Source organism: Microcoleus sp. Pol11C2 (assembly GCF_036701505.1).
Lineage (GTDB): Bacteria > Cyanobacteriota > Cyanobacteriia > Cyanobacteriales > Microcoleaceae > Microcoleus.
Window position 1 is genome coordinate 62620 of sequence record NZ_JAUBQX010000023.1, and the last position, 26705, is coordinate 89324.

Annotated in this window: 28 protein-coding genes and 1 pseudogene; 22 read left to right on the forward strand and 7 right to left on the reverse strand. The window is 45.9% G+C overall.

The window, feature by feature from the left end; all coding sequences use genetic code 11:
• Positions 1 to 15: 15 nt before the first annotated feature.
• Positions 16 to 612, reverse strand: a complete 597-nt coding sequence (locus tag QUA42_RS15225) for an IS630 family transposase (protein ID WP_333138008.1) — start codon at positions 610 to 612, stop codon at positions 16 to 18.
• Positions 609 to 962 carry an IS630 transposase-related protein gene (locus tag QUA42_RS15230; protein WP_333138009.1) on the reverse strand — a complete coding sequence of 118 codons (354 nt, stop codon included), beginning with the start codon at positions 960 to 962 and terminating at the stop codon, positions 609 to 611. Before QUA42_RS15230 ends, QUA42_RS15225 begins: the two co-directional genes overlap by 4 nt.
• Positions 963 to 1614: 652 nt before the next feature.
• On the opposite strand from QUA42_RS15230, the pseudogene QUA42_RS27795 reads away from it, so the two are divergent.
• The 8 genes and pseudogenes from QUA42_RS27795 to QUA42_RS15265 form a co-directional block, all read left to right on the forward strand.
• Positions 1615 to 1935, forward strand: a pseudogene (locus tag QUA42_RS27795) (HNH endonuclease); the annotation flags it as partial.
• Positions 1902 to 2162, forward strand: a complete 261-nt coding sequence (locus tag QUA42_RS15235; protein ID WP_333138010.1) for a hypothetical protein — start codon at positions 1902 to 1904, stop codon at positions 2160 to 2162. The pseudogene QUA42_RS27795 and the gene QUA42_RS15235, both read left to right, overlap by 34 nt.
• Before the next feature lie 422 nt (positions 2163 to 2584).
• Positions 2585 to 2791, forward strand: a complete 207-nt coding sequence (locus QUA42_RS15240) for a hypothetical protein (RefSeq protein ID WP_333138011.1) — start codon at positions 2585 to 2587, stop codon at positions 2789 to 2791.
• A gap of 378 nt (positions 2792 to 3169) precedes the next feature.
• Complete coding sequence (locus QUA42_RS15245) at positions 3170 to 3352, forward strand: CsbD family protein (protein ID WP_333138012.1); 183 nt, start codon at positions 3170 to 3172, stop codon at positions 3350 to 3352.
• A gap of 77 nt (positions 3353 to 3429) precedes the next feature.
• Positions 3430 to 3873 (forward strand): hypothetical protein, encoded by a 444-nt coding sequence (locus QUA42_RS15250; RefSeq protein WP_333034603.1) that lies wholly within the window; start codon positions 3430 to 3432, stop codon positions 3871 to 3873.
• 116 nt (positions 3874 to 3989) lie between these two features.
• Positions 3990 to 4502, forward strand: a complete 513-nt coding sequence (locus QUA42_RS15255) for a hypothetical protein (protein WP_333034605.1) — start codon at positions 3990 to 3992, stop codon at positions 4500 to 4502.
• Between the two features lie 433 nt (positions 4503 to 4935).
• On the forward strand, positions 4936 to 5718 hold the full coding sequence (locus QUA42_RS15260) for a DsbA family protein (protein ID WP_333138013.1): 783 nt from the start codon (positions 4936 to 4938) through the stop codon (positions 5716 to 5718).
• Positions 5719 to 6086: 368 nt separating this feature from the next.
• Positions 6087 to 8525, forward strand: coding sequence for a VIT domain-containing protein (locus tag QUA42_RS15265; protein ID WP_333138014.1), 2439 nt, complete (start codon positions 6087 to 6089; stop codon positions 8523 to 8525).
• Positions 8526 to 8758: 233 nt separating this feature from the next.
• Here QUA42_RS15265 and rpe read toward each other — a convergent pair whose 3' ends face one another.
• Entirely contained in the window at positions 8759 to 9460 is a 702-nt protein-coding gene (gene rpe, locus QUA42_RS15270) for a ribulose-phosphate 3-epimerase (RefSeq protein ID WP_006632078.1), read from the reverse strand.
• A 243-nt stretch (positions 9461 to 9703) separates the two neighbouring features.
• Here rpe and QUA42_RS15275 point away from each other — a divergent pair, with 243 nt between their 5' ends.
• The 3 genes from QUA42_RS15275 to QUA42_RS15285 all read left to right on the forward strand — a co-directional run bounded on the left by QUA42_RS15275 (position 9704) and on the right by QUA42_RS15285 (position 12247).
• Positions 9704 to 10078 (forward strand): hypothetical protein, encoded by a 375-nt coding sequence (locus QUA42_RS15275; protein WP_333138015.1) that lies wholly within the window; start codon positions 9704 to 9706, stop codon positions 10076 to 10078.
• A gap of 104 nt (positions 10079 to 10182) precedes the next feature.
• Complete coding sequence (locus QUA42_RS15280) at positions 10183 to 11598, forward strand: LCP family protein (protein WP_333138016.1); 1416 nt, start codon at positions 10183 to 10185, stop codon at positions 11596 to 11598.
• A 220-nt stretch (positions 11599 to 11818) separates the two neighbouring features.
• Positions 11819 to 12247 (forward strand): DUF202 domain-containing protein, encoded by a 429-nt coding sequence (locus QUA42_RS15285; RefSeq protein WP_333138017.1) that lies wholly within the window; start codon positions 11819 to 11821, stop codon positions 12245 to 12247.
• Positions 12248 to 12401: 154 nt separating this feature from the next.
• Here the strand turns inward: QUA42_RS15285 and QUA42_RS15290 are convergent, their stop codons facing one another.
• Positions 12402 to 12824 (reverse strand): DUF2809 domain-containing protein, encoded by a 423-nt coding sequence (locus QUA42_RS15290; protein ID WP_333138018.1) that lies wholly within the window; start codon positions 12822 to 12824, stop codon positions 12402 to 12404.
• A gap of 79 nt (positions 12825 to 12903) precedes the next feature.
• On the opposite strand from QUA42_RS15290, the gene QUA42_RS15295 reads away from it, so the two are divergent.
• Positions 12904 to 13545 (forward strand): ceramidase domain-containing protein, encoded by a 642-nt coding sequence (locus QUA42_RS15295; RefSeq protein WP_333138019.1) that lies wholly within the window; start codon positions 12904 to 12906, stop codon positions 13543 to 13545.
• A gap of 76 nt (positions 13546 to 13621) precedes the next feature.
• On the opposite strand, the gene QUA42_RS15300 is transcribed toward QUA42_RS15295, so the two are convergent.
• Entirely contained in the window at positions 13622 to 15244 is a 1623-nt protein-coding gene (locus QUA42_RS15300) for an ATP-binding protein (RefSeq protein ID WP_333138020.1), read from the reverse strand.
• Positions 15241 to 15924 (reverse strand): response regulator transcription factor, encoded by a 684-nt coding sequence (locus QUA42_RS15305; RefSeq protein ID WP_333068726.1) that lies wholly within the window; start codon positions 15922 to 15924, stop codon positions 15241 to 15243. Before QUA42_RS15305 ends, QUA42_RS15300 begins: the two co-directional genes overlap by 4 nt.
• A 143-nt stretch (positions 15925 to 16067) precedes the next feature.
• Here QUA42_RS15305 and QUA42_RS15310 point away from each other — a divergent pair, with 143 nt between their 5' ends.
• Entirely contained in the window at positions 16068 to 16478 is a 411-nt protein-coding gene (locus QUA42_RS15310) for a hypothetical protein (RefSeq protein WP_333138021.1), read from the forward strand.
• Positions 16479 to 16636: 158 nt separating this feature from the next.
• Positions 16637 to 18172: a M10 family metallopeptidase C-terminal domain-containing protein gene (locus tag QUA42_RS15315; RefSeq protein ID WP_333138022.1), complete on the forward strand. Its 1536-nt coding sequence runs from the start codon at positions 16637 to 16639 to the stop codon at positions 18170 to 18172.
• Positions 18173 to 18332: 160 nt separating this feature from the next.
• Here the strand turns inward: QUA42_RS15315 and QUA42_RS15320 are convergent, their stop codons facing one another.
• Entirely contained in the window at positions 18333 to 19247 is a 915-nt protein-coding gene (locus tag QUA42_RS15320) for an alpha/beta fold hydrolase (RefSeq protein WP_333138023.1), read from the reverse strand.
• A 258-nt stretch (positions 19248 to 19505) separates the two neighbouring features.
• Here QUA42_RS15320 and speB point away from each other — a divergent pair, with 258 nt between their 5' ends.
• The 8 genes from speB to QUA42_RS15360 all read left to right on the forward strand — a co-directional run bounded on the left by speB (position 19506) and on the right by QUA42_RS15360 (position 26370).
• The gene (gene speB, locus QUA42_RS15325) at positions 19506 to 20435 is read left to right on the forward strand and encodes an agmatinase (protein WP_333063361.1); all 930 of its coding nucleotides are present in this window, start codon (positions 19506 to 19508) and stop codon (positions 20433 to 20435) included.
• Between the two features lie 133 nt (positions 20436 to 20568).
• Positions 20569 to 21126, forward strand: coding sequence for a thioredoxin family protein (locus tag QUA42_RS15330; protein WP_333068721.1), 558 nt, complete (start codon positions 20569 to 20571; stop codon positions 21124 to 21126).
• A gap of 179 nt (positions 21127 to 21305) precedes the next feature.
• On the forward strand, positions 21306 to 22112 hold the full coding sequence (gene modA / locus QUA42_RS15335) for a molybdate ABC transporter substrate-binding protein (protein ID WP_333138024.1): 807 nt from the start codon (positions 21306 to 21308) through the stop codon (positions 22110 to 22112).
• Between the two features lie 73 nt (positions 22113 to 22185).
• Complete coding sequence (gene modB / locus QUA42_RS15340; protein ID WP_333138025.1) at positions 22186 to 24006, forward strand: molybdate ABC transporter permease subunit; 1821 nt, start codon at positions 22186 to 22188, stop codon at positions 24004 to 24006.
• Positions 24007 to 24096: 90 nt separating this feature from the next.
• Complete coding sequence (gene msrB / locus QUA42_RS15345) at positions 24097 to 24495, forward strand: peptide-methionine (R)-S-oxide reductase MsrB (RefSeq protein ID WP_333138026.1); 399 nt, start codon at positions 24097 to 24099, stop codon at positions 24493 to 24495.
• Between the two features lie 131 nt (positions 24496 to 24626).
• Positions 24627 to 25355, forward strand: a complete 729-nt coding sequence (gene pyrH, locus QUA42_RS15350) for a UMP kinase (protein ID WP_071884014.1) — start codon at positions 24627 to 24629, stop codon at positions 25353 to 25355.
• Positions 25342 to 25890: a ribosome recycling factor gene (frr, locus tag QUA42_RS15355; RefSeq protein ID WP_333034638.1), complete on the forward strand. Its 549-nt coding sequence runs from the start codon at positions 25342 to 25344 to the stop codon at positions 25888 to 25890. Before pyrH ends, frr begins: the two co-directional genes overlap by 14 nt.
• 171 nt (positions 25891 to 26061) lie before the next feature.
• Complete coding sequence (locus QUA42_RS15360) at positions 26062 to 26370, forward strand: hypothetical protein (protein ID WP_333138027.1); 309 nt, start codon at positions 26062 to 26064, stop codon at positions 26368 to 26370.
• Positions 26371 to 26705: the final 335 nt, after the last annotated feature.

Consider the following 26705-nt stretch of genomic DNA (forward strand, 5'->3'; position numbering starts at 1 on the left):
CAGCCCTTCCGGGTGTTATGAGGTACAGTAGCAGCAATTAGTAAACCAGTTTTTAAGATGTTTCGGATTAATTAAGTCAAGAGCTACAGCAATTATGGTGTCAACCATTTTAGTGGTGGTTGGTGAAAACTGGATCAATAAAGATTTGAGCTGTGACCACCATAATTCAATTGGATTAAAATCAGGAGAGTATGGGGACAAACACAAGATGGAAGCACCGACCGCTTCAATCATAGGCTTAATTGAATCTACTTTATGCGCTGGTAAGTTATCCATCACTACTACTGCTCCCGACCACAATTGTGGCACTAAACATTGCTCGATAAACACCTCAAATGCTTGGCTATCCATCGAGTTGTCCATGGTCATTAATGCCACTACTTGCGTGAGACTAATTGCACCAATTACTGTAACTTTCTTACCTCGATACAAAGGTTTGACCGCATAGGCTCTACTTCCTCGTTGGGAACGTGCATGAGTTCTGGTTAAACCTAGCAATACTCCAGTCTCATCTAAAAAAACTAGATTGTTGGGCTCAATATCCTTGACTTTTTCCCAATACTGTAACCTTAATTTCATGACTCTTTCACTGCCTGCTTGGCTACTTTTCACTGTTTTTTTTTACGATTTAATCCCAACTTCTGTAAGGCGTTACACATGGCGGTTCTACCCACCCAATTTCCCGTCTTATGGGCAAATAACTCACACAATTCTACCAAGGTTGCATCGGGATGTGCTGCCACTATTTCTCTTAATTCGGTTGACGCATTATTCAAATGACTGTATCTCGGTTTACCCCTAGGTTTCGGCTGTAAATTTCCCTCGATTTTTTGTTGCTTGACAAGCTTTTGAACTAAGCTTTTACTTACGGCAAATATTTCTGCTGTTTTTCGGATCGACAGCTTCTGCTCTTGATGGGCTGCTACTATTTTTTTTCGCAAATCTACTGAATATGCTTTCATTGGTGTATTTTTTTTATCTATTCTTATTGTACCTCATAACACCAGGAAGTGCTGTATAGTCCGGCTGTATTCGGGGAGAAATTATAAATTAAAATTAGGCATTTCGGTTTCAATTATTTTTACCTACTCTTCTTTAGACATCTCCCAAATAGTAACATTAGGTTGTAAAAGAACATAAAAGACCTTTTTTTATACATAAACATGAGCGACATCCTGAATCATATTGAAGAAAATCATAAAAAAACACAGCGATTAATGGGTCTGGCGTATGAACAGTTACAAGCATTGATCCAAAATGCCGAACGATTTTAACTGTAGCATACATTGGGTGCCAGTTAGAATGCGTTTACCCTGAATGAAGAACCCGGATTCGATTTCTTAGGATTCAACATCCGACAATTCCCTGTTGAGCAAAAAAACTCAAGCAAAGTTAATGGCAAAATCCTCGGATTTCCAATTATTATTACCCCAGGAAGGAAAGTCACAAAAGACACTGCATAAAAGTTGCATAAGTAATAAATAAGTCGCGTGGTTTGGGAGCATCTCATATTTGTAAAAACACTTTTTATGGCTCCTGCGTTCTTCCTCTTTCCTCCTGGCTTCTGACTCCCAACTCCAATTTCTAGCTTGGCTGCAACAGTGAGAGGCTCCCAGTTCAAGAATGGGAGTACACCCCGAAATATCCATAAAAGTGGCTAAACTACTCAAGCGACAAAAAGGGAAATTTTCTCACTGCGATAACTACTTCAAAGATGGAGATTCGATAGAGGTTGACAACATCATCCCCAAATCGAAAGGTGGAAGGGAATCGTATGATAATTGACAATTACTCCATCGACATTGCCACGATCCAAAAACTGCCAATGATGGCAGTCTTGCTAACAAATCTAGCTGAAAAAGTGCTAAACCTAAGCCACCAGTGGAACCCAGGCTTTGGGCGTGGGAAAACGATATGTTGGTAACGACGTACTGATGACAACAGCCGTTTTATTGAGGAGCGGAATGATGGGAAACTATCACGTTCCGTTTTGGAGAGCCGTGGAGGAGGCGACTCCTTCACTGACTTTAATTATCCACAAAAAGGGAATGAATATGCTAGGGATGGATCGGCAAAACGGTACCTGTGGGCAAGAGGAATCTGCCTCGAAAGAGGGAAAGTGTGGGGAGAAGACCCCCTCTACTATTGACGATGCACCCTGAGATAGCAAGTGGACTTCGATGAACCATAAATTTGACTCTCCGTTCGCGACGGTCGGGGAGTCTATCAAAAATGTCGAAACAGCCTCATCAAACAAACGACACAAGGTACTTATGGCGATCGCGCCGCAAAAAAATTCTCCCCTCTCCTCCCCTTTCCCCAACTCATTCACTGCCCGCGCCTTGCGACTCACCAAGCTATCTCACGCACTATTCTCCTTCCCCTATCTCCTTTCGGGCTCATGGAAGTTTCCGTAATTTATCTTAACTATAAAACTCAAAACTCAAAACTCAAAACTATTCACCAGCCCCTATCTCCCTTCAGACAGAGGGAAGTCTTCGTGATTTCCCTTATAATAGAGATAAGGTTAACTTCTAAGTACCCTTGTTAAAAATAATTTTTGCAAACAATAGGGGAAAAACTAATGAATACTGAAGAAAACGCGACTCACATTGGTAGCGAAAATCAAGTCACCCTACCAAAATCGCGGGAAATATTGCTCGGTGAGGAAACAGAAAAAGCCCTCGGTCAGCAAAAACAAGAAGATGCTCAAACTATGCGCGCTGTCGAACAGTTGAAAGAAGAACTTCAGCAAAAAATAGATAAAGAGTGTCATCACAAGGTAGATTAAAACTAATAGTTTTTTTTCGGGTGGGGGTAAGATATGGTCTTGCCTACACCCGTCTTTTTAAGGCAAAGTTAAATAAAATTTTAAAATTATAAATTCTTTTGGGTTGAAAAAAATAGTCTTGCACGCACGGGCGACCCTCCAACAGTTTTTTACAAAAATACTTGATTGCAGCCAGCCGAAACGGTAAAAAAACAATAATTAAGTATGAAAGTCGCAGTTAGTTCAAGACTGCAAATAACTGTTCCCTATGCCATATTCCCTATTCCATTTATTATTTATTTTTTCTTCCTAGAGGTAGAGTGCAACGCAGCTCCTAGTTACCTATGATGAGTTCATTAAGTAAAAAACGTCAAATTAGATACAGATAGGGAGAAACCAATGAGCACTGAAGATAGAGCAAAGGCAACTGGCGACAACATCGCAGGCAAAGCTCAAGAAGCCCTAGGAAATGTTACTGGCGACCCGAAGGATAAAGCAGAAGGCAAAGCCAAGCAGGCAAAAGCTGAAGCTGGTCACGCCATCGAAGATGTAAAAGATGAGATCAAAAAGAAACTAGACTAAGCCTAATACTAATTGAGAGGGTCGAGCAACCTGACCCTTTCAAGTATTCAAGTTGTTTTCAGAAGGGAGTAAAAAAGGTGAGTTTATTGCAGCAGAGTCGCAAAATAATTGCGGGCTTACTCTTGGTTTTAATGCTGGCTATTACGACTGCCTGCGCGCCCAGCGTTTCAACCCAAAAACCGACTGATGTACCTGTAGCAATTGGCGGCAGTCAGGGTTATTACGCGCAGCTAGAACGTGGAAATACCGCCGCAGGTCAAGATTTTGGTCAATGGGTAACAAAAACGGCTAAGGGCCTGGTTCAGGATGCTTACGTTCGCGACAATAACAAATTGGGAGTTGTTATTACCCCGCAAGTCCGCCCGACTGAAGTGAAAGATTTGGCCAAATCTTTAGCACAAGGTTTTCACCGCAATTTCCCAAATCAGGATGTAAGTGTTTTGGTTTATGCTCCTGACAAAAAACTGATTTTGACTGCTAAGTACGACCAGCAATCAAATCAGATTGAATACAAGTCTTGACCTGGTTAGCCAGCTTAAATGATAGCCGCGTGGCGGTTTAAGATTCCGCAGTTTTTTGAAGGCGAAAGCATCTCAATTTAAGACTGAAATGTTGTGTAGATTGGAAGAGAGTTACCATGAGTAGCAGCGATAATTACAAGCGTCAAATCATGAACGATTTAGCCCAGGGCGATCGAGAAATGATGCCGGAGACAACTGGTGAAGATTACGAAAACTTTGACGATTTTGCTCAGAGAACTTCGCCTGCTCAGCGCAAACAATTATTCGGGCGTTCCCTGAATCACGACTCCCTCCCGCCGGCTCAGTTGGAACCGGAATTGCAAAAGGCGATCGCCCAAATTAAGCCAAACGAACGCGACGACGTGGCGCGCGAATTCTTCAAGCATTTGGGCAAGAGAGGATTGGACGATCGCCAATTGGAAAAGCAGCTAGGACTTTCTACCCACCACGCCAGCCGCATGAATGCTGACGATGTTACCAAGCTGGCCTCGTTTACCTATCACAATCATCCGGATATTTTCCGAGAAGTGCTGGCCGAACAGCCGAGTTTGATGAAGTTTTTGGGAAATCCAGTTGTTGCTGGTATTTTGGGAATAGTTGCTGCTAAATGGCTCAACAACCGCAAATAATCTTCGATTCAGACAAGTCTAAAAGCGGATAATACGTGCAGCAAATAAAAGGACGATCGCTGGAGCGATCGCCCTTTTATTTTTATATTTTATATCTACTCCTGTAAAATAACCGTGAGCGCCTTTGTCGTTAAGACTTGAGTCCTCAGAAGCTGATCAGGAGTAAAGTTATCACTACAAACCTTTTTATTTGGTCGTTTGAGGCTAAATTATAATATTATAATAAACTCCCGTGATTTAAATCTTAATTATTAGGTTAGTCTGTGTCCGGGTGATTAACAAACCTTGCAAATTACCGACTGCGAATTACCGATTGCCAATGACTAATTATTGGTCAAAGCTAAAAATAGCTCGATAGCAGTCAACAGCGGTATACCTGACACTCCGCAAAATTAAATGTAGGATTAAGTGTTGCCGTGAATCAGAAAAAAAGATGAACGTATCCACTATTTGGCGAAAACTCCGTAGCCAGCAAGCCTTCTGCTTGGCTGTACTCCTGGCAGGTTGCCTTGTATTTATCGGTTGTTCCCCCGCCCAGTCAGCGGCTGGCAATTCAGTCGATCCCAAGTTCAAAGAGCAAGTCTTGCAGGTTATCCGCGAAAACCCGCAAGTAATTTTAGAGTCGGTACAAGGGTACCAGCAACAGCAGCAGCAGTCTCTCAAAGCAGCGCAGCAGTCATTTTTGCAGGAGATGAAAACTAATCCCAAATCTTCGATCGGGGATTCTCCCAGCACCGGTTCAGCTTCGCAGCAGATTGTACTTTTAGAATTCTCTGACTTTGAATGTCCGTTTTGCGCGCGCGCTCACGATACTGTCAAGCAGTTTATGGCAAAACACCAGGACAAAGTTACTTTAGCTTACAAGCATTTACCCTTGACTTCAATTCACCCTCAAGCGCTGCCAGCAGCTAAAGCAGCTTGGGCTGCTCAACAGCAGGGCAAATTCTGGGAATATTACAGCGCTTTGTTTGAAGGACAGAAAGGGTTAGGCGAGCCATTGTACACATCGATCGCCCAAAAGCTCAATCTAAAATTAGATAAATTCAACACCGATCGCAACAGCCCCGCCGCCGAAGCCGCCATTGCCAAAGACGTGCAACTCGCTCAACAACTGGGCATTGAAGGGACTCCCTTCTTTATTATGAACGGCCAAACTTTCTCCGGGGCGGTCGAGCTTTCTGAGATGGAAAGCATTCTCGCATCTGTCTCGAAATAAGAAATTAGGAGAGGGCAGTGCGGTGTTCCTATAATATTATTTTGGGATAGGGAGACAGCACTGCCCAGCGGGGTGTCACGCAACAGGTCAAACCCAGTCAGAGAATCCTGTTTGACGATTAAGGCCAGATTCGCCCCGATCGTCGGAGGGGACAAGAATCTTCTCAAAGTTTTGCGACTATCAGGGGGATGCCACGGGGATCTAGACTTCGCTGTGAACCAGAGATAAAAAGGTTTTCAGGCGATTGTTGACACAAAGGGGAATTGCCGTGTCCTTTTGCTCGATCGCATACAAAAAATCGATCTGACACGATAATGGTCTTGCGATCGATCTCTCAACTCATATATCACTGATGGAGGAATAAGCTCATGACACCCGTGACATCTCCAACCGATCGAACCAGTGGATTATACGTGCGTTCCCCGGAGGGAGAACAACTCGTTTTTCCCCTGAAACATACAGAAGTCAGAGCCAAAATAGCCGGAAATTTATCGCGAGTTGAAGTCTCGCAAAAATTTGAAAATCCTTTCACCAAGCCGCTGGAAGCCGTCTATATTTTTCCGCTACCTGCAGAAGCAGCGGTAGATGAAATGGAAATTAAAATCGGCCATAACACCATTAAAGGCAGCATCAAAAAACGCGAAGAAGCACAGCGAATTTACGAAAAAGCCAAACAAGAAGGGCGGACTGCGGGTTTGCTGGAACAAGAGCGAGATAATATTTTCACCCAGTCCCTTGCCAACATCAAACCTGGTGAAGAAATCGATGTCACGATTCGCTATACCGACAGCTTGAAATTTCTAGCTGGCGATTATGAATTCGTCTTTCCGATGGTTGTCGGGCCGCGATATATTCCCGGTACGCCGCTGGATGAAACGGCAGCCAGCGGTAGTGCCCCAGCCCCCATGACAGTTAATTCCGATACCGATATTGTTCCCGATGCGTCGCGGCTGAATGCCCCGATTTTGCCGCCGGGAATGCGATCGGGACACGATATCGGCGTGACGCTGGAAATTGAGGCGGGCATACCGATTCGTAACGTCAATTCCCCATCCCACCAACTGCAAATTGAATATTTCGACTCTCCCCAAACTTCCACAGCCAACGAGCAAAAAAATGGGCTAAGGGTGCGCGTTCAGTTGGGCAATCAAGATACAATTCCCAACAAAGATTTGATTGTTCGCTATCAAATTGCGGGTGGAGAAACTCAATCTACGGTATTAACTCAAGCCGACGATCGCGGCGGGCATTTTGCAGTTTACTTGATTCCGGCGATCGAGTACAAAACTGATGAAATTGTTCCGAAAGATGTCGTATTTTTAGTCGATACTTCCGGTTCGCAATCCGGTGCGCCTTTGCAGCAATGTCAGGCATTGTTGCGGCAATTTATTAACGGACTGAATCCGGCAGATACTTTCTCGATTCTGGATTTTTCCACCGCCGTGCGCCAACTGTCAGAACAACCCCTGCCGAATACAGCAGAGAATCGGCAAAAGGCGATCGAATATATCAACAAACTCCATGCTGGCGGTGCTACGGAAATGTTGGGCGGGATTCGGGCGGCGATCGATTTTCCCGCACCATCCGGGCGCTTGCGAACTGTGGTATTCCTCAGCGACGGTTACATCGGCAACGAAAACGAAGTTCTCGCCGAAGTGCAGCAACATCTCAAATCGGGGAATCGCCTGTACAGTTTCGGTGCGGGGAGTTCCGTCAATCGCTTTTTGCTCGATCGCATAGCGGAAATCGGGCGGGGAATATCGCGGATCATCCGGCATGACGAACCAGTTAACGAATTTGTCGAAAAGTTCTTCCGGCAAATCAACAATCCGGTGTTGGTAAATCTGGAAATTACTTGGCAGGGAGAGGGCGAAAATCCGATAATTTATCCGTCAGTTGCGCCGGATTTATTTGCCGAACAACCGCTGGTTCTCTTTGGAAAAAAGGGCGATCGCCAAGCTGGAACACTTCATATAAAAGGGGTTAGTGCAGGCGGACACCCGTACGTCCAAACCTACGAAATGAACTTTACCGATCCTGGAAATCCGGCAGTTGCCCAGCTTTGGGGGCGACACCGCATCAAAGATTTGATGAATCAGATGGTGCAGTACGAAACCAAGGTGGGGGTGGAAACAGTGACAGAAACGGCGCTAACCTATCAGCTTCTGTCGCAGTACACGGCTTTTGTGGCTGTCAGCGATGATGTGCGCGTCGAACCGGGTACGGAATCCATCTCGATGAATGTGCCGGTAGAAATGCCGGAAGCTGTGGAATATGAGGGCGTATTTGCCGACACGGCTTTTATGGTGCTGGAAAGTCCAGCTTCCCAACCTGTTGCAATGTTTATGCAGGCTCCCCCACCTGCAGGATCTGCAGAACGAGCACGCGGTATCGAATTTAACCGCATGGAGAAACGGAAAGTGTCCGCACCAGCCCCCTGCAGCGCCCCGATCGCACCGTCAAAGGCGCGCCGGCGCCGCACATCACCTGTAGAAGTTGTTAGCGCTGCGGGGTTGGATGAAGTGGTGCGTGATAGTTTAAACGAACACTTGGAAACTCTGACTGTGCCCCCCGGTATCAATGGCGAATTGGTGTTAGAAATTGTCTTCGGTAAGGTGCGCGCCAGCCGAATAGTTGTGGATGCTGATGCTTCGACTTTGGCGGATGTGGAGTTGCTGAAAATCATCAAAAAATGGTTGTTTAACTGGCGCATTCCTCAATCGATTACTAAAAAATGGCTGTTTAGCTGGCGCATTCCTCACTCGATTGAGAATCCAGTGCGCCTGACGTTGCGGGTGCGATCGTAAAACAGCTTGAGTTGCATCACAATCCGGGCGATACTTTTGCTCTATAGCCCACAAAAAAATGGAAGAATTTGCTCTTCCATTTTTTTATAATGACTATTCGTCCTGACGCCCAACCACTTTTTTTATTAGACTTCTCCCATAATTATCGTGGAACAGGCCCTCGTTGCCTGTTCAAAATCTGCTTTCAGAGGAGAAGTCTATTGGTAACTTGACGGACACGATCGAATCTTTGATTAAACCGCAGCCAACTCAGGAGTCGGGCGCTTGCTGTGGCGGATACCCTCGATCGCGGCTGCGTAATCATTCGCCTTAAACACAGCAGAACCAGCGACGATCGCATTTGCGCCCGCTTCCAGAACCTGCCAAGTATTGTTCCCCTTCAAACCGCCATCTACTTCAATCCAAGGATCGAGGCCCTTGTCGTCGCACATTTTGCGTAACTGGCGAATTTTCGGCAAAACAGCCGGGATAAAACTTTGACCGCCAAAGCCGGGATTGACGCTCATAATCAGCACCAAATCGCAAAGTTCCAGCACGTACTCGATCAACTCCAAAGGCGTCGAAGGATTCAGAACCACACCAGCCATTTTGCCCAATTCCCGAATTTGGCCGAGGGTGCGGTGCAAATGAGGCGAAGCATTATGCTCGGCGTGAACCGAAATAATGTCAGCACCAGCCTTAGCGAAGTCCTCGACGTACTTCTCGGGCTCCACAATCATCAAGTGGACATCGATCACCTTGGTAGTAACGGGGCGAATTGCCTCAACAATCAGTGGCCCGATAGTAATATTAGGAACAAAGCGACCGTCCATCACATCTACGTGAATCCAGTCAGCCCCAGCTCGATCGACAGCCTGAATCTCTTCTCCAAGACGGCTAAAATCGGCTGATAATATGGATGGAGCAATAACGATGGGTTTTTGGGATTGGGTCATGGCTAAGTCTGTTCTCCTGACTGCTGTGCTGTATCCAGTTTATCAAAATACGGGTCTCCGGGTCGAAAAGTTGCCAACGATCGGTCGCGAGATTGGGAGGGCAGAAAAATTTTGCCTCTGACAGACAAGTTTGGCGATCGCCCCAGCCCAGCTCTCGGAATTTTGGTTTAGGATATAAATTTTCCCTCTAACAAATAACTTGTGTGCCAAATCTGACCTTCTGCCAATTTTGAGTACCGAATTATGAAAAGAACAGATCCCTTAGAAAATCCTGAACTCGATCGTGCCAGTCTGTTTGTATTAATGATCCCAGTCATCGGCTTTTTCCCCGCCCTGTGGACTCTTTACCGCCGTCAGGGTAGTCCCGAACGCAAAGCCGTCAGCCGCTTGGCAGTTGCCCTTGCTTTTAGTTGGCTCTTAGGACATATTCTTTTAGAAGCTGGAGCGATTTCTGCGGAATCTTCGACACTTCCCATGTTATTAATGAGTAGCCTGCTAACAACCAGCTACTTCATCGTTGCTCTGGGACTGATGGTTCGCCTCTGGAAGCGTCAACCACTATGGTTGCCCGGAATTAGTCGCGTAGCCGAGCAAGTAGTAGGCAAACATTTATCATAATTTAGGGTTATTTTCAGCCCCTACCCTATTGATTGATTGCGTCTTCAGCTTGATACTACATATTGCCATTATCTTTTTTATTTTTGTTGTGTGTGAGGAAGCCAGTGCCAGCTCAAAAAATTCCTAATCAAGACCCTATCCAACAATCAACTGCTCAACCTGCAACCAAAAAAGCTTCCCAGCCCCATCGAGGCCGCTGGCTGGGTTTTGGTTTTGGTTTGGCTGGAGTAGCCATGCTCTCAGCCACAGCCGGAGCATTGCTAGCGGTGTCCCTTTCCACAACGCCGCTTCAGCAACAAAAGTTGAGCCCTGAAGAAGCAGCAGTATTTTCTCAAGGCGACATGGCAAAGCTCAACATGAAGATGCCGGAGCTGACTCGGCCAGTTAATATTTTAGTTTTAGGACTTAAAGTTCTGACCTCTGACATCGAAGGAGGTGTCAACAAAGATGTCGGACACGAGGTTTGGGAAAACTCATTTAAGGGGTTAACCGATACCATGCTTTTGGTTAGGTTTGACCCTCAAAATAAAAAGTTAAGCGTGCTTTCCATTCCGCGAGACACCCGCACCTATGTTGAAGGCAGGGGCGAGGTGAAAATCAACGAAGCTAATTACTACGGTGGCCCGGCTTCGTCAGCGAAGTCAGTCAGCGGACTCTTGGGCGGTGTGGGAATTGACCGGTATGTCACAGTTAATATTCATGGCATAAAAAGTTTGGTAGATGCCCTTGGTGGCATTACTATTAATGTCCCTAAAGACATGAAGTATACCGATGAAAGCCAGCATTTATATATAGATTTAAAGGCGGGCAAGCAGAAACTAAACGGCGAACAAATCGTGCAATATTTACTTTATCGGCACGACGATTTGGGCGATATCGGGCGGGTGCAGCGCCAACAATTGTTGATGCGGGCTTTTGTGGAGCAGGAAGTAAATGTAGGTTTGCTGTCTCGACTACCGAAGATTTTGTCGGTGATTCAATCTCACCTTGACACGAATTTGAGTATAGAAGAATTGGTGGCTTTGGCTGGTTTTGCTACTCAAACCGATCGCGCTGGCGTACAGATGTTGATGGTTCCCGGTAAATTTAGCGATTCTAAGGACTACAAGTCAAGTTTTTGGTTGCCAGACCAATATGCCATCGAAACTCTGGTGGCAGAACATTTTGACTTCGGCCAAAATACTTGGCAAATTGAGAATGCTGATTCGACTTTTCTGAAGGTGGCGATTCAAGATAGTACCGGCGATCCATCGGCTGTTGAAGCTTTTGTCAATAATTTGACTCAAGCCGGTTATCGGAATGTTCAGGTTTATAAAGCTTGGCCCGAACCGCTGGAGGTAACTACTCTAGTAGCTCAACAGGGCGATATTAAAGGTGCTCAAGCGATTCGCCAGTTTTTGGGTTTTGGAGATGTGCTGGTTGAGAGTACCGGTTCTTTGCAGTCCGACGTGACAATTAGATTGGGTAAGGATTGGTTGGAGAAAAAGGCTCAGTCCGGCGGTGCGGCTAAGTCTTTTTAAACTGGATTTTAACTGGGGTATTTGTAGGGACACAGCATTGCTGTGTCCTCTTATTTTCTGTTGGTAGAGATGGAGGCGATCGCTTTTTTGTCGATTTACTGATACTATCTTTTTTGGTGATGATGGATCGCGCTCGCAATACCGATAGTTACCTCCACAATCTGAACTGAAACAATAATCAACGAGGGAAAGCTTAAGATATTTTATAAAGGTAGGGTTGATGAACAAGGGTGCTAAAATAGACCGACAGCGGGAACATCAGGCTAATGAACGCACATTTCTTGCATGGTTACGAACTTCACTGGCTTTAATTGGTTTTGGGTTTGCGATCAGTCGCTTCAGTTTATTTCTGCGTCAATTTCAAGCTACACTGACTCAGCAAGAAGTTTCCTCCCATCCCTTCTTCAACTCGGAAACTTTAGGGCTGAGTATGGTCGTTTTTGGGATTGCGGTCATTGCCTTAGCAGCATGGCGTTATAATCGAGTATTCTGGCAAATTGAGCGAGGTGATTATCGCCCAAATCGTGTGCTAGTTGCGATTCTGACTGTAGTTGTAATGATTTTAGGAACGTTAAGCATTCCGTTGTTGCTATGGCGAGATCGCGGAAATATAGCTCCCACTTCAACTCCTAAAAACTCTCAATTCTAAGTTAACCCGATCGCTTAGAATTGAGTGAAAATAATCGCAACCATATCATTAAGCTTTTGTGCATCTAGATTGTCTATGGCGTTCGAGAGATGGGGAGAGGATGTGACGATTTTGGATATGGTCAGGGAAATATACAATTTAAATGCAGTACAAATTACAAGCGGAAGCAAGTGAAATGAAGCCATCGCGCCCACAACCAACCTAAAAAACTCCCCACCAAATAAGAGATAAAATCTGACCAAGTAAAGTGATTTCCCAAAATCAGCCTTCCGGGTAAAGTAGCTCGCATTGCTTGTAAAAACGGAGGTGTCCACAGTTGGAGAAACTCTACTCCGCAGGTAGCTAGACACACAGCTACAGCCGCCCTAATTTGCGAAAATCGCGGCAATATCAGAACAACCAGCAAAATCCAAAATACCTCATAAGCTATGCTCCCAAAAGAGTCGTTGAACCATTCAGGTGCAGGGCCGCGAGAAAATCTCACTATGTAACCTAAAGGGATAATCACGATTATACTGATGAGCAGGGCAATTCGATATTTTAAAAAACGGCGATGGGGAGAAATTGGGGCAGTCATTAAATTAGAGACAGTTTTTTTTGTTCACTTTAACACTTTGGCTTTAGTATTGAGTCTACTCCCACAATAGTGACATGAGATGAATGATTACATTGATATTTACTGCGAACGTACCATGCCTGGTTTATGGAGTGAACCACTAAATGCTCTATCTAATATTTCTTTCCTCATTGCAGCCTGGGCTATTTTTCAATTGGCTCGGCGAGAGCAAAAAGTACCCACTGGTATTTGGATATTGATTACTTTAGCCACCAGTATTGGTATTGGAAGTGCCCTATTTCATACATTTGCGACACAATGGGCAAGATTACTAGATGTGATTCCTATTATGCTCTTTCAGCTTGGGTTTTTATGGCTCTATAGCCGTCAAGTAGTTAGAATGAAATATGGATATGCAGGAGGATTGCTCGTAGGATTTTTCTTTGCCAGCAACTTCAGCAATAAGTTTACAAATGTTCTCAACGGTTCTCTCTCTTATGCTCCTGCATTTTTAGTGTTACTAGGGCTTGGAGTATATCACTATCAGCAGCAAAAGCGTGAGCCATTTGTTCTATTAGGAGCATCGGCGGTATTTCTGTTAGCCCTTTCATTCCGCACTCTAGATCAGGCAATTTGTCCTTACTTTTCAACTGGCACCCATTTTTTTTGGCATCTTTGTAATGGTATTTTACTGTACTTATCAGCAAGAGCATTAATCCTCAACAGGCCTATGATGGACTAGGGATCTATGAAGTTTAAAAATCCGAATTAGCCCAAGTCTTAGCTAAGATAACTCGTCCTGCTTCACGGCTATAAGGTTAATCGCGATCGCCCACCGGTAAGCTCAGTATAAACCCTGTTTGACCAAGTATGGCAGCATCTAGTTTGATATCGCCGCCGTGGGCCCGTGCGATTTCCCTTGCTAAACTTAGTCCCAATCCCGATCCTTCTATTTTTTGGATATGAGTGGAGTCACCGCGATGGAAGCGCTCGAAAATGCGATCGCGCTCCCTCAAAGAAATATCCTGAGAACTATTGACAATTTTCACAATTACTCTTTTACCCTGACAGTTAGCCTGTAACCTGAGCCAACCCTTCGGTAAATTATATTTAATCGCATTACCAACCAGATTTTGCAAAACCTGCACCAGCAAATCGCGATCGCCCTTGATATATAAATTAGGAGCAATTGCCATTTGCACATCTAAATGCGGTGCTAGTAGTTCCATATCTTCGGCAATTTCCGATAGCAAAGCCGACATATTCACCTTAACCAAATGTAAACCCATACGTCCGGCATCGGCGTGAGAAAGTAAGAGGAGTTTACGGGTTATTTCACTCAAACGGCGCACTTCATCCAATAAATTACTCAGCGTTTGCTGCACCTCAGAACCAGATTCAACTTGATGCAAAGCCCGTTCTAGTTGACCTTGCAAAATTGCCAGCGGAGTCTTTAATTCGTGGGCAGCATCTCCACTAAAACGAGAAGCTTGTTTAAAACTTCGTTCCAGGCGTTCTAACATCTGATTGAACACAAAAATTAATTCTACAAACTCTATATCGGTTGCTCCGTCAGGGACGCGCCGATCTAGCCCCTGCACGGTAACATTGCGAATTGCCATCGTGAGTCGCTCAATTGGATAGAGAATACTCCGCGATATGACCCAGGCTCCACCCGCTACGAGTAAAAGCACTACGGGAATAGAAATTAGAAAGATATTGCGAATCGATGCCATTTCCCGATCGATCGCTTGTAAGTTAACAGCGATGGCTGCTTGATTATAAGGAGAATTAATCGCGCCAACACGCCAAATTGCAGTCCTAGTATGCTGGGTTGCTAGCTTAGGTTTGGGCACTTGAGGAGGATGAAGTGAATCGAATGGCGGCCTATCAAATGGAGGTCTATCCTGTCGAGGTCGATCGTGTGGGGGTCGATCGTGTGGGGGTCGATCGTGTGGGGGTCGATCGTGTGGGGGTCGATCGTGTGGGGGTCTGCTTTCGGGCGCTGGAAATAAATTGAGGCGATCCGGAGGTGGTGGATATAGTGGATTTTGTCGGGGGGGAGGTTCTGATTCAACATCTATTACGTCAGGATTACCAGGATGTAGCGGCAACGATCGCCAGATAGAATTCGCATCAAGTCCATCTTGCCACTGGCTCGATTTGTAGATTAAATTACCATCTCTTTGAGCCACTAGCAAAGCCACGGTTGTTTCTCCATTCATGCCCAAAAGTAATGGCAAAGAATCAGTATAAGCATCCCATTCGGGCGATCGCGGGCGGGTAGCGTGGATTAATTGAGTTTCTATTCCAGCATCAAGACGCTTGACTTTAGCATCGTAAATCAACCACCACGAAACAACACCAAAGCCAATCAGAGCAATACTTGCAAGAACAGAAGAGGATAGAGCAATACGAAAACGGAAAGATTGGAGTTTCATGATGGTGAATCTGGTTTGCGAAACCGATAGCCAACGCCGCGCACACTCTCAACCCATCCTGTACCGCCGATAGGTTCAATTTTCTTGCGAATGCGTTGAATACATACATCTACTACATTGGTGTTTGGGTTGAAATCATAGCCCCAGATATGTTCAAGGATTTGTGTGCGCGTGAGTACCCTACCGGGCGATCGCATTAGATATTCCAACAGATTAAACTCGCGGCTTGTAAGTTCTACCGCATGGCGATCGCAAGTAACTTCTCGGAGAATGCGATCGAGCTTAACTGGGCCAACGCTCAGAATATTTTGCCCACCGCCTGAAGCCCGTCGCACCACAGCATAAATCCGAGCCACTAACTCCTCAACAAAAAACGGTTTAGCTAAATAGTCATCAGCACCGAGATGTAACCCTTCAATGCGATCGTCTAGTTCATTGCGAGCCGTTAATAAAATCACGGGTACGTTGCGTCCCGCCTTTCGCAGATGTTTGAGAATAGATAATCCATCTTTTCCCGGCAATACAATATCAAGGACGATCGCATCGTACTCATTATCCATCGCCCGATCGTAGCCATCATTGCCATTATCGCAATAATCCACAACAAAGCCTTGTTCTTTCAAGCCCATACAAACAAAATTGGCGATTTTTTCTTCATCTTCAACGTATAGAACATTCATAAATTTACCTATCCGGTTGCGATTATACGGCCATCAGGGAATTACTTAAATTACAAAACTGTAATCCATCCGCACTGTTGCAGGTAATGTTTGGGGAATTTGATGTAGTTATAAACATTTTTAGGTCGGCGATCGTAACTCTCATGAAAATTACTTCACTGCTCGCGTTACCTGCTACAGCCTTGCTGCTGGGATTTAGCAGCTTGACTTTTCCCGATCGAACTACAGCTAATTCTAATACTGTACTAGCCCAGAGCCAACCAGAACCCAGTCAAGAGCGGAGACGCCCGCCCCGTATAGATTTTTCCGCTGCAGCCAAACAATTAGGAGTCACCGAAGCGGAGTTAATCGAAGCTTTGGGCCTACCCGCCAAACCCCCGGAACCACCAAGCGAAAATAATCGCCCGTCCAGCCCACCGCCCCGTCCTCGTTTAGATATTCCCGGTGCAGCGAAAAAGTTGGGAGTCACCGAAGCAGAGTTGATTAAAATTCTGGGCATTCCACCGCGTCCACCCGGCGATCGTAATTTACCTCAAAATTCGGAAAAACGCTAATTTCTCCAGATTACAAAACTGTAATCCTAGGACAGGGATAAATGTCATATTCAACCAACTTAATGATTGTAGAGACTAACTCAAAGGCCGAGCGAAAATTCATTTCTTTAGCCTGACAACTGCTTCAAACTTAAAAAACTAATCCGGGTAATTACATCATGCCACAACTATTTCCTAATTCAATCAATGCACCGGGCAATCCTCCTCAAAATCAAGGCGCAGCGGGCAACCAACCTCCCCAAAACCAAGACGCAGCGGGCAACCAACCTCCTCAAAACCAAGGCGCACCGGGCAATCCTCCCGAAAACCAAGGCGCAGCGGGCAATCCTCCAGGGCAAAATCAGGGCGCAGCGGGCAACCAACCTCCCCAAAACCAAGGCGCACCGGGCAATCCCCCTCAAAATCAAGGCGCACTGGGCAACCAACCTCTCCAAAATCAAGCCGCACCGGGCAACCAACCTCCCCAAAATCAAGCCGCACCGGGCAATCCTCCTCCTCAAAATCAAGCCGCACCGGGCAATCCTCCTCCTCAAAATCAAGGCGCAGCGGGCAACCAACCTCCCCAAAATCAAGGCACACCGGGCAATCCTCCCGAAAACCAAGGCGCACCGGGCAATCCTCCTCCTCAAAATCAAGGCGCAGCGGGCAACCAACCTCCCCAAAATCAAGGCGCAGCGGGCAACCAACCTCCCCAAAACCAAGGCGCACTGGCAAACCAACCTCCCCAAAATCAAGGCGAAATGGGCAATATTCCTCCTCAAAACCAGGGCGAAATGGGCAATATTCCTCCTCAAAACCAGGGCGAAATGGGCAATATTCCTCCTCAAAACCAAGGCGCACCGGGCAATCCTCGTCCTCAAAATCAGGACGCACAACTTACGAATTCTGCTTTACCTCCCCAAAACCAAACTCCACCCCCTCCGCCAGCTAACAGTATTAGCACCACCGCAGGAAACGACAATATTACCGGAGATAGTTTAGATAACTTTATCCTAGGCAGTAGCGGCACAGATACCATAACTGGAGGAGCTGGCACGGATGCAATTAGCTATCTTTCCTTGGGCAGCGGCATTACCATTGAGGCTAAAGGTATTGTAGATAAAGGCGCAGCCGGTACAGATACCCTGCAAAATATAGAACAAATAATTGCTCCTTTAGGACAGATTAATACCATCGATGCTTCTACAGGTAGTGGCACAGCTTCTATTAATGTGGATTTGTCGCAGAATCGTTTGGGGGTTAACAATTTACCCGGTATCGGCACTCTGAATTTTACTGTAGAGAATTTCGTTAATGTCACAGGTACTCCGAATGTAGATGTCCTTACCGGAAACATCCAAAACAATTCTTTAGTAGGGGGAGATGGTAACGATACACTCTCAGGTTTGCGCGGCAATGATACCCTGATTGGAGTAAATCCATTGAGTGCTACACCGGGAAGCAATGATACGGATGTGCTGATTGGGGGTCGGGGTAGAGATATTTTTGTTCTCGGTGATGCGGCAATTAGCTACTATCAGGGAACAGGATTTGCACTGATTCAGGATTTCCAACAGGGAATCGATCGCATTCAGTTACGCGGGAGTCTATCTGACTACAATATTGTTGGTAACTCCATCAATTTGGCTGGTACATCTGACCAAATTGCTGTAATTCAAGGCGGCTTTACTCCTGATAGTTTCCTTTTTGTGTAATATCAATTCCGGCTGCAATCCTTATGATACCGAGGACACGGCACTGCCGTGTCCTAATTTCTTCTTCCTTCGTGATAAGAGCGCTTACGCGCCGCTTCGCTAACGCACCTCGAAGCGTTTCAATCAAACCAATTATTCCTGCCGGAAATAAGTAAAAGCCCTAATTTTCTGCACTTACCGATCGCTCTTTAATCCAATCGAGTAAAATAGGATTGACCAATTCCGGCGCTTCATCTTGCGGGCAGTGTCCCACTCCCTCCAAAGGAATAAACTTTTCAACAGCCGGAAACTTTGCCAATTCTCGCCCCAATGCCATCGGCTCCCAAGGGTCATCTGTCCCCCACAAAATCAAAGCCGGACAGCTTAAACGTGGCAACAAATCCTCCGGTAGCGGGCCTTGAGAATAACTGATAAATGCCACAAATACTTCGACTGCGCCGCTGTCTTTGGCAGGTTCCAGCAGCATATTTACCAGTTCGTCGCTGACAGCTTCAGGACGGCGATATGCTTGCAAAAGCACTTTTTTTACTGTTTTTGGCGTTGCTAATTGTTTAAAAAATAGTTGGCTTATCCACTTGACATTTAAAACTTTTTGTGCGATTGGCGCTCCAAAACTGCGATACCAAGGCAATTCGGCGCGTTTGCGATCGTGCAGCAACCGCAGGGAACAATTGAGTAAAATTACGCCAGAAGCAATATCGGGAAAATCCACAGCGGCTTGCATAATTGCCACGCAGCCGATCGAATTTCCCACCAAAAAAGCCGGCCCGCCCGCAACTTCCCGACAAAAATCAGCAATTAGCTGTCCCCAAGTTTCAAAAGTATAGTCAATCTCAAGTTTGGGCGCGGGTTTAGCAGAAGCGCCAAAACCGATGAGGTCGATCGCATAACAGCGGCAATCAGCAGCCAGCGCCGGCAAATTCTTGCGCCAGTGGCCCCAAGACGCACCAAAACCGTGGACAAACACCACCGCAGGCCCCTGGGAACCCGCAGCCTGGTAGCAAATCGGAAAGCCTTTCCACAGCCAAGTTTGAGGGACAACAGCAGTTGACGAAGTGGGAGTAGAAGATGTCATGCGATTTTAGATTTTAGATTTTAGATTTTAGATGAATGCAAGGCTGCAAAGAACTCAAGTCATTACTACAAACGGTATCGCAATTCGAGGCAACCACGGGGAGATGGCCCCCACTGCATAAATCCTCAGCCTTCCTTCCCTCTCCCCTCTTCCCTCTTCCTTCTTCCTTCTTCCTTCTTCCTTCGGACTTTGCAGTTAGAGCCGATATTATGTCACGATTAAAGATGCTGACTTCTTTGCCTTATTGAAATTTCCCTTATGCCAACCATCATTTCCACTGCTGTCGTACCGTTTCTGGGGTCGGAAATTGTACCCGACTACGACACCGCCAAAGTAGTTATCTTACCAATTCCCTACGAAGCTACCACCACTTACCGCCGGGGGTGCGAAAACGGGCCAGCGAAACTTCTAGAAGCTTCTCATCAACTCGAGTGCTATGACGAAGAACTAGATTCCGAAGTTTGCTACGATGTCGGAATTTATACACAAGAGCCGATCGCCGATACCCGCAACAGGCAACCGGTTTCATCCTCAGAAATGCTGCAAGTCACCCAAGCCGCAGTCCACCAGCTAGTTACCGAAAATAAATTTGTCATCTCCCTCGGAGGCGAACACAGCATCACTGCCGGCGTTGTCGAAGGTTATCGCCAAGCATACCCGAACGAACCTTTCACAGTCGTGCAAATCGACGCCCACGGCGACTTGCGGCACGAGTACGAAGGCTCGATTCACAACCACGCTTGCGTGATGCGACGTATTGTAGATATGGGCTTACCGACACTCCAAATCGGGATTCGCGCTATCTGCAAGGAAGAAGCCGACTTGATTAAAGCAAAACAGCTAAACGTGATTCGAGCTCGCGAAATCGCTACTCAACCGGATTGGGCCGATCGGGCAATTGCCAGCATCACAACTAAGCGAGTCTTTTTGACGATCGACTTAGACGGCATCGATCCGACTTTAATTCCAGGGGTGGGAACACCCGAACCGGGCGGGTTAAATTGGTATTCCCTTACCGCATTTTTGCGCCGCATCTTCGAGTCCTACGAAGTAATCGGGTGTGACATTATGGAATTAGCACCTATTGTAGATTCTGTAGTCTCAGAATTTACCGCTGCCAAATTAGCATACAAACTTATTGGATACCAAGCTCTGGCTCAAGGTTGGCTAAAGCCAGACGAGGAATAAATCCCCAAGTACGAATCACAATAGGCTGTTGGCAAGGCTAGAATTAAGCTAAACCTAAACAACAGCCAATTTTATTCGTGCTGACAGTTTCATCTTTCATGCTGGCAAATACTGCTCTTCACCTCCTGAAAACATGAGTTTACTAATCGATACAACCGGTACTCCCATTAACGGCTACGCTCCCGATTTTGAACTGCCGGGAGTGGACGAAGAAGTTCACCATTTAGCTCGATATTTAGAAAAATTTCGGGCGATCGCGGTGATATTTATGTGCAATCATTGCCCTTACGTGCAGTTGTATCTCAATCGTATGAAAGAACTTCAAGCAGATTTTCAAGATCGAGATGTTACTTTAATCGGGATTAATGCTAATGATGCAAACCAGTATCCCGACGACAGTTTTGAGAACATGAAAATTTTTGCAGCCAACAATCAACTCAACTTCCCGTACATCCGAGATGTTGCTCAAGATGTGGCTGAAAGTTTTGGGGCTTCTAAAACGCCGGAGGTTTTTTTGTTAGACCAAGACGGCAAACTGCGCTATAAAGGTTTAATTGACGACAACGCTGACGATCCGGCGGCGGTGCAGGTTTCTTATCTGCGGAGTGCGATCGACCAATTGCTCAACAGTCAACCCGTTGAGCCTTCAACTACAGAGGCAATAGGCTGTTCCGTCAAATGGCGAGCATAGGCAGATTTAAAATTAACGTTCCGACACTAATTATTAACTGGTTCCCTGGCTGTGCCTGGGAACCTATCTCCAGAGGCTCTGCCTCGTCAAAGACTGGATGAAAATTGGAGGTACAGCCTCCGAATCTGCTTGACTAGGCAGAGCCTGGTAAGGAGTAAAAAGATTCAAAACAATTTTCTGTGAACTTAAAAAGTAGACGTATTCCCAACTTAATTCTCGCAGTCGCCTTCATGGTAGCACTGCTGATTAGTTGGAACTTATTTAAGAACTTTTCCTCAGTCGATACGCTGCCGCGCACTTCTTTAAACGTATCCGCTGCTATCAGTCTCTCGAAAGCTTTAGGGGAAATCAAAACTGTTTATCAAAGCAGTAATCCGAATTTTACTATTACTTATAATTTTGGTGCTTCCGGTGCTCTAGAACGGCAAATTCAGCAAGGCGCCCCGGTAGATGTATTTTTGAGTGCCGCCACCAAGCCAATGGATGCTTTGCAGCAATCTAACCTGCTAATTAACGACACGCGCCGCAATTTACTGACAAATCGCCTAGTTTTGATTACTCCCAAAAACGGTGTTGCTTTGAGCGATTTCAAACAGTTGACAGATGCCAGAATCAAGAAAATTGCGATCGGCGAACCGAAAAGCGTACCTGTGGGCCAATACGCTCAGGAAATGCTAAGTAAGCTTGGATTGTGGCAGCAACTCCAGCCAAAATTAGTGCTAGGAAATAACGTCCGCCAAGTGCTGACATTCGTCGAAAGCGCTAACGTTGATGCTGGCATAGTTTATGCGACTGACGCCAAAGCCTCCGACAAAGTAACTGTGCTGCTAACGGCTGCCGAAAATTTGCATTCGCCCATTGTTTATCCGCTGGCAGTTATTAGAAACAGCCGCAATCCGGCTGCTGCGAAAGCGTTTGTTGACTTTTTGGCGGGCGATCGGGCTAAAATAGTATTTCAGAAATACGGATTTGGCATAGTTCGATAACTAATTAATTATGGATTTTTTACCGCTGATGAAAGCGGATAAGCGCTGATTAACGCGGATTTATTTATTATAGATGGAATTTGATATTTCTCCGCTATGGATATCTCTAAAAGCCTCCGCTATTGCGACATTTATCACGTTTTTCCTGGGAATAGCGGCCGCCCGGTGGATGCTTTCAACTCGCATCAGAGGTAAAGCTTTAATTGAAGGGATTTTCATTTGTCCCTTAGTTTTGCCGCCGACAGTCGTCGGATTTTTGCTGCTGCTGCTGTTTGGGAGAAATGGGGCGATCGGTCAATTCTTGCTACAATTCGACTTAACTATAATTTTCACTTGGCAAGCCGCCGCCATTACTGCCACAGTTGTATCATTTCCCCTCATGTACAAAACTGCTTTGGGAGCTTTTGAGCAAATTGATGCCAATCTTCTCAATGCAGCCCGCACTTTGGGAGCCTCGGAGTGGCAAGTCTTTTGGCGCATTATGTTGCCGCTAGCATGGCCGGGAATTGTAGCAGGAACTATTCTCGCATTTGCTCGCGCTTTGGGTGAATTCGGCGCGACGCTGATGTTAGCGGGGAACATTCCCGGACAAACTCAAACTATCCCGATGGCAATTTATTTTGCTGTGGAAGCAGGGGATATGAGGCAAGCTGCTATTTGGGTTTTGATTATTCTGAGTATTTCTTTGAGCGTGCTAACTGCTGTTAATTTTTGGAGTGATTTACAAAAGAGAGCGCCCAAACCGAATTCTAGCCAAAGACTGCAATCAAATCTTCCTAAAGTCGCGTCTATTTTTACCACAAATTCCCAAAAACAACACCAGAAAATCGGACTTTGTTTAAGCATTTTTAAACCTCTCTCCAGCTTTGCCTTGGATGTCGGCTTCGATATCGGCCCGGAAGTGCTGGGAATTTTGGGCGCGTCGGGTTCCGGCAAAAGCATGACTCTGCGCTGCATCGCTGGTTTGGAAACTCCAAGGAGCGGTCAAATTTCAGTCAATGGCAGGGTTTTATTTGACTCAGCACAGGGTATTAATGTAGCTTCTAAAGACCGCCGCATCGGTTTTTTGTTTCAAAACTATGCTTTATTTCCTCACCTGAGTGTTGCTCAAAATATTGCGTTTGGCTTGCAGCATTTATCTGAAAGCGATCAAAAAATTCGGGTAAAAGAACAATTAATTTCGGTGCAAATGTCGGGACTGGAAAACCGTTACCCGCACGAACTTTCGGGGGGCCAACAGCAGCGGGTGGCTTTGGCTAGGGCGATCGCCCCTTCTCCAGAATTGCTGCTGTTAGACGAACCGTTTTCTGCTTTGGATACTCACTTACGCAGTCAACTTGAACGGGAGTTAATGCAGACTCTGGCTAATTATCGGGGAATTACTTTGTTTGTCAGCCACAATTTAGAGGAAGTTTACCGGGTGTGCAAAAATCTGTTGGTATTGGCTGAGGGAAGGCCGATCGCCTTTGATACCAAAGAGAACATTTTCGATCGCCCAGGCAATTTCACTGTCGCCCAGTTGACTGGCTGTAAGAACTTCTCAGCAGCTAAACCGATCGCAGAAACTCTTGTGGAGGCGATCGACTGGGGCTGTACTCTGAGTGTAGTCGAACCCATTCCCAAATCTCTAGTTTCTGTGGGAATTCGGGCTCATCAACTGATTTTTGTTAGCGGGTGCGATCGTGAAAATACTTTTGCTTGTTGGATCGCCTCGACTGTGGAAACTCCGCACCGGGTGACATTATATCTCAAATTGCACTCGCCTCCCAATGATTCCCAAGATTATCACTTGCAAGCCGAAGTTTTCAAGGAAAAGTGGAGGGCTATTAAGGACAATCCTTTTCCCTGGTATGTTCATTTCGAGCCAATTAGGTTAATATTAATGGAAGCCTGAGTTAACTAGCAATATACCGTTAACACTCAACACTCAACAGTTAACTGTCAACACTCAACAGCTAAATACATCTTAACCCAACCTCTAATCATGACTGAAAAATTTAAAAAAACCGACGCTGAATGGCAACAACAACTCACGCCAGAACAATTTAAAGTCACCCGCAAAAAAGGAACCGAAAGAGCTTTTAGCGGCGAATATCACGACAACAAAAAACCAGGAACTTATAAGTGTATTTGCTGCGGCACAGAGCTATTTAAATCAGAAACAAAGTACGATTCCGGTACCGGTTGGCCGAGTTTCTACGCTCCCGTTAGCGAAGAAAATGTCAAGTGCGAGTCGGATAACACCTTGTTCATGCGCCGAACAGAGGTACTGTGCGCTGTTTGCGACGCTCATCTCGGTCACGTATTTAACGACGGGCCGAAACCTACCGGTCAGCGTTACTGCATGAATTCTGCTGCTCTTAATTTCGTCCCCAAGGATTAAATTTAGTCAACCGTTCTCAGTCAACTGTTCTGGAACAGACTTTTGGGTCTGTTCTGGGTAATTGATGTTCAAAATGCACCCGTACTGGTATCTTATGGTGGAGGCAAAAAGAGTAAAAAAATAGTGGCGGCATGGGGATGGTTTATCAGCGAGTTTTGCTGAAGCTCAGCGGTGAAGCGCTTATGGGTAGCTTGGGCTACGGCATCGATCCGGTAGTCGTTCAGTCGATCGCCCAGGAAGTTGCCAAAGTCGTGTCGCAAGGCATTCAAATCGCGATTGTTGTCGGTGGCGGCAACATTTTTCGCGGGGTGAAAGCGGCTTCGGCAGGGATGGATCGGGCAACGGCTGATTATGTGGGCATGATTGCGACGGTGATGAATGCTATCACTTTGCAGGATGCCCTGGAACAAGCAGGAGTGCCAACGAGGGTGCAATCGGCGATCGCCATGCAAGAAGTAGCTGAACCCTACATCCGGCGGCGGGCAATTCGCCACCTCGAAAAAAAACGAGTAGTGATTTTTGGTGCCGGTTCTGGCAACCCTTTTTTTACTACTGATACTACAGCCGCTTTGCGGGCGGCTGAAATTGATGCAGAGGTGATTTTTAAAGCTACTAAGGTAGATGGGGTGTACGATTCCGACCCCCACCTCAACCCCAACGCGCGCAGGTATCAAACCCTCACCTATGCCCACGTCTTGAATCAAGATTTGCGGGTGATGGACAGTACGGCGATCGCCCTTTGCAAAGAAAATAATATTCCTATTATGGTATTTGACCTCTCGGTGTCGGGCAACATCTACCGAGCTGTAATGGGAGAATCTATTGGAACTCTTGTCGGAGGTTTTTGTGAAGTTAGCTGACGCAGAAGATCATATGCAAAAGGCAGTTGAGGCTACTCAACGGTCTTTTAATACTATTCGGACGGGACGGGCCAACGCCTCTCTCCTCGATCGAGTCATGGTAGACTACTACGGCTCTCCAACTCCGATCAAATCCCTTGCCAACATCGGCACCCCGGATGCGACTACGATTACTATTCAACCGTTCGATCGCACAGCGCTCAACTCGATCGAAAAAGCAATTTCCCTGTCCGATGTAGGACTCGTTCCCAACAACGACGGTTCAGTTATTCGCTTGAACATTCCGCCGCTGACGAGCGACAGACGCCAAGAATTTGTCAAAATGGCCGGGAAGTTTGCTGAAGAAGGTAAAGTTGCAATTCGCAATATCCGCCGCGATGCCGTTGACTCAATTCGCAAGCAGGAAAAAAGCAGCGATATCTCTAAAGATGAATCCCGGGACTTACAAGATAAAATTCAAAAGCTGACGGACAAGTACATTGGCAAAATAGAAGAAGTTCTGGCAGCGAAAGAGAAAGATATCACGACTGTTTAGGGAATCGGTAATTTGGCAGGGGGAATAGGAATAGTTTTGAGATTGCCGAGATACGGCCGCGAACAACGAGCAAACGCTTAATGATTTGTGAGTTGTAAGTTAAAAACTCAAGATTTAACACTCATTAACTTACCAATTCCTCCTGTCCCATGACCAATCACCCATTACCAGTTGTCCGGTGAAGGAATTCGTCCTGCCATTGTTAGCGGATTTAAGGCTGCTGAGGAGATTGATCTAGCTCTTGGAGGTGCCGACAACGCTAAGGAGCCGTACACTCAATCGATCGCCCAAGAATGCAACACTGATATGGTTTGGGCTAGTCGCTTGGCCCGAGCCTTCTATCAGTTTACAGGAGCGGTTTATCAAGCGGGCCTCCACTTTCCGAGGACTACTCAGTTGATCAGCAAAATTTTGTGTAGCGAACTGCGTTATGCCGATATCGCTAACCGTGCTTTTCATTCTTCTGAGGCCGTTTTATAATGAAGGAAGAGGGAATAATAAATACTCTTAAATCCTCATTGCTTATTCTTGATTTCAAATTCTTAATCCTTAATTTAAAAATAGGAATTACGCACTAAGCTAATCCGCCTTTAAATTGCATGGCTCAATAAATTTTCACTCTTGTGGAGTGGGCCGGAAAGCCCGCCCTCAACACAAAACTTAAATGCACAACAGCTTATTCCTCAGAAAGCCTGTTGATTCCTAGATTTTTACTTGCCCAACCCGCTTTTTTCCAATAAACTGGGTTTAAAAGCGTACCTGCTATTTTAAATAAAGTCTATGCGAGGAGTTTTTAGTACAAGCCCCGCGCTACT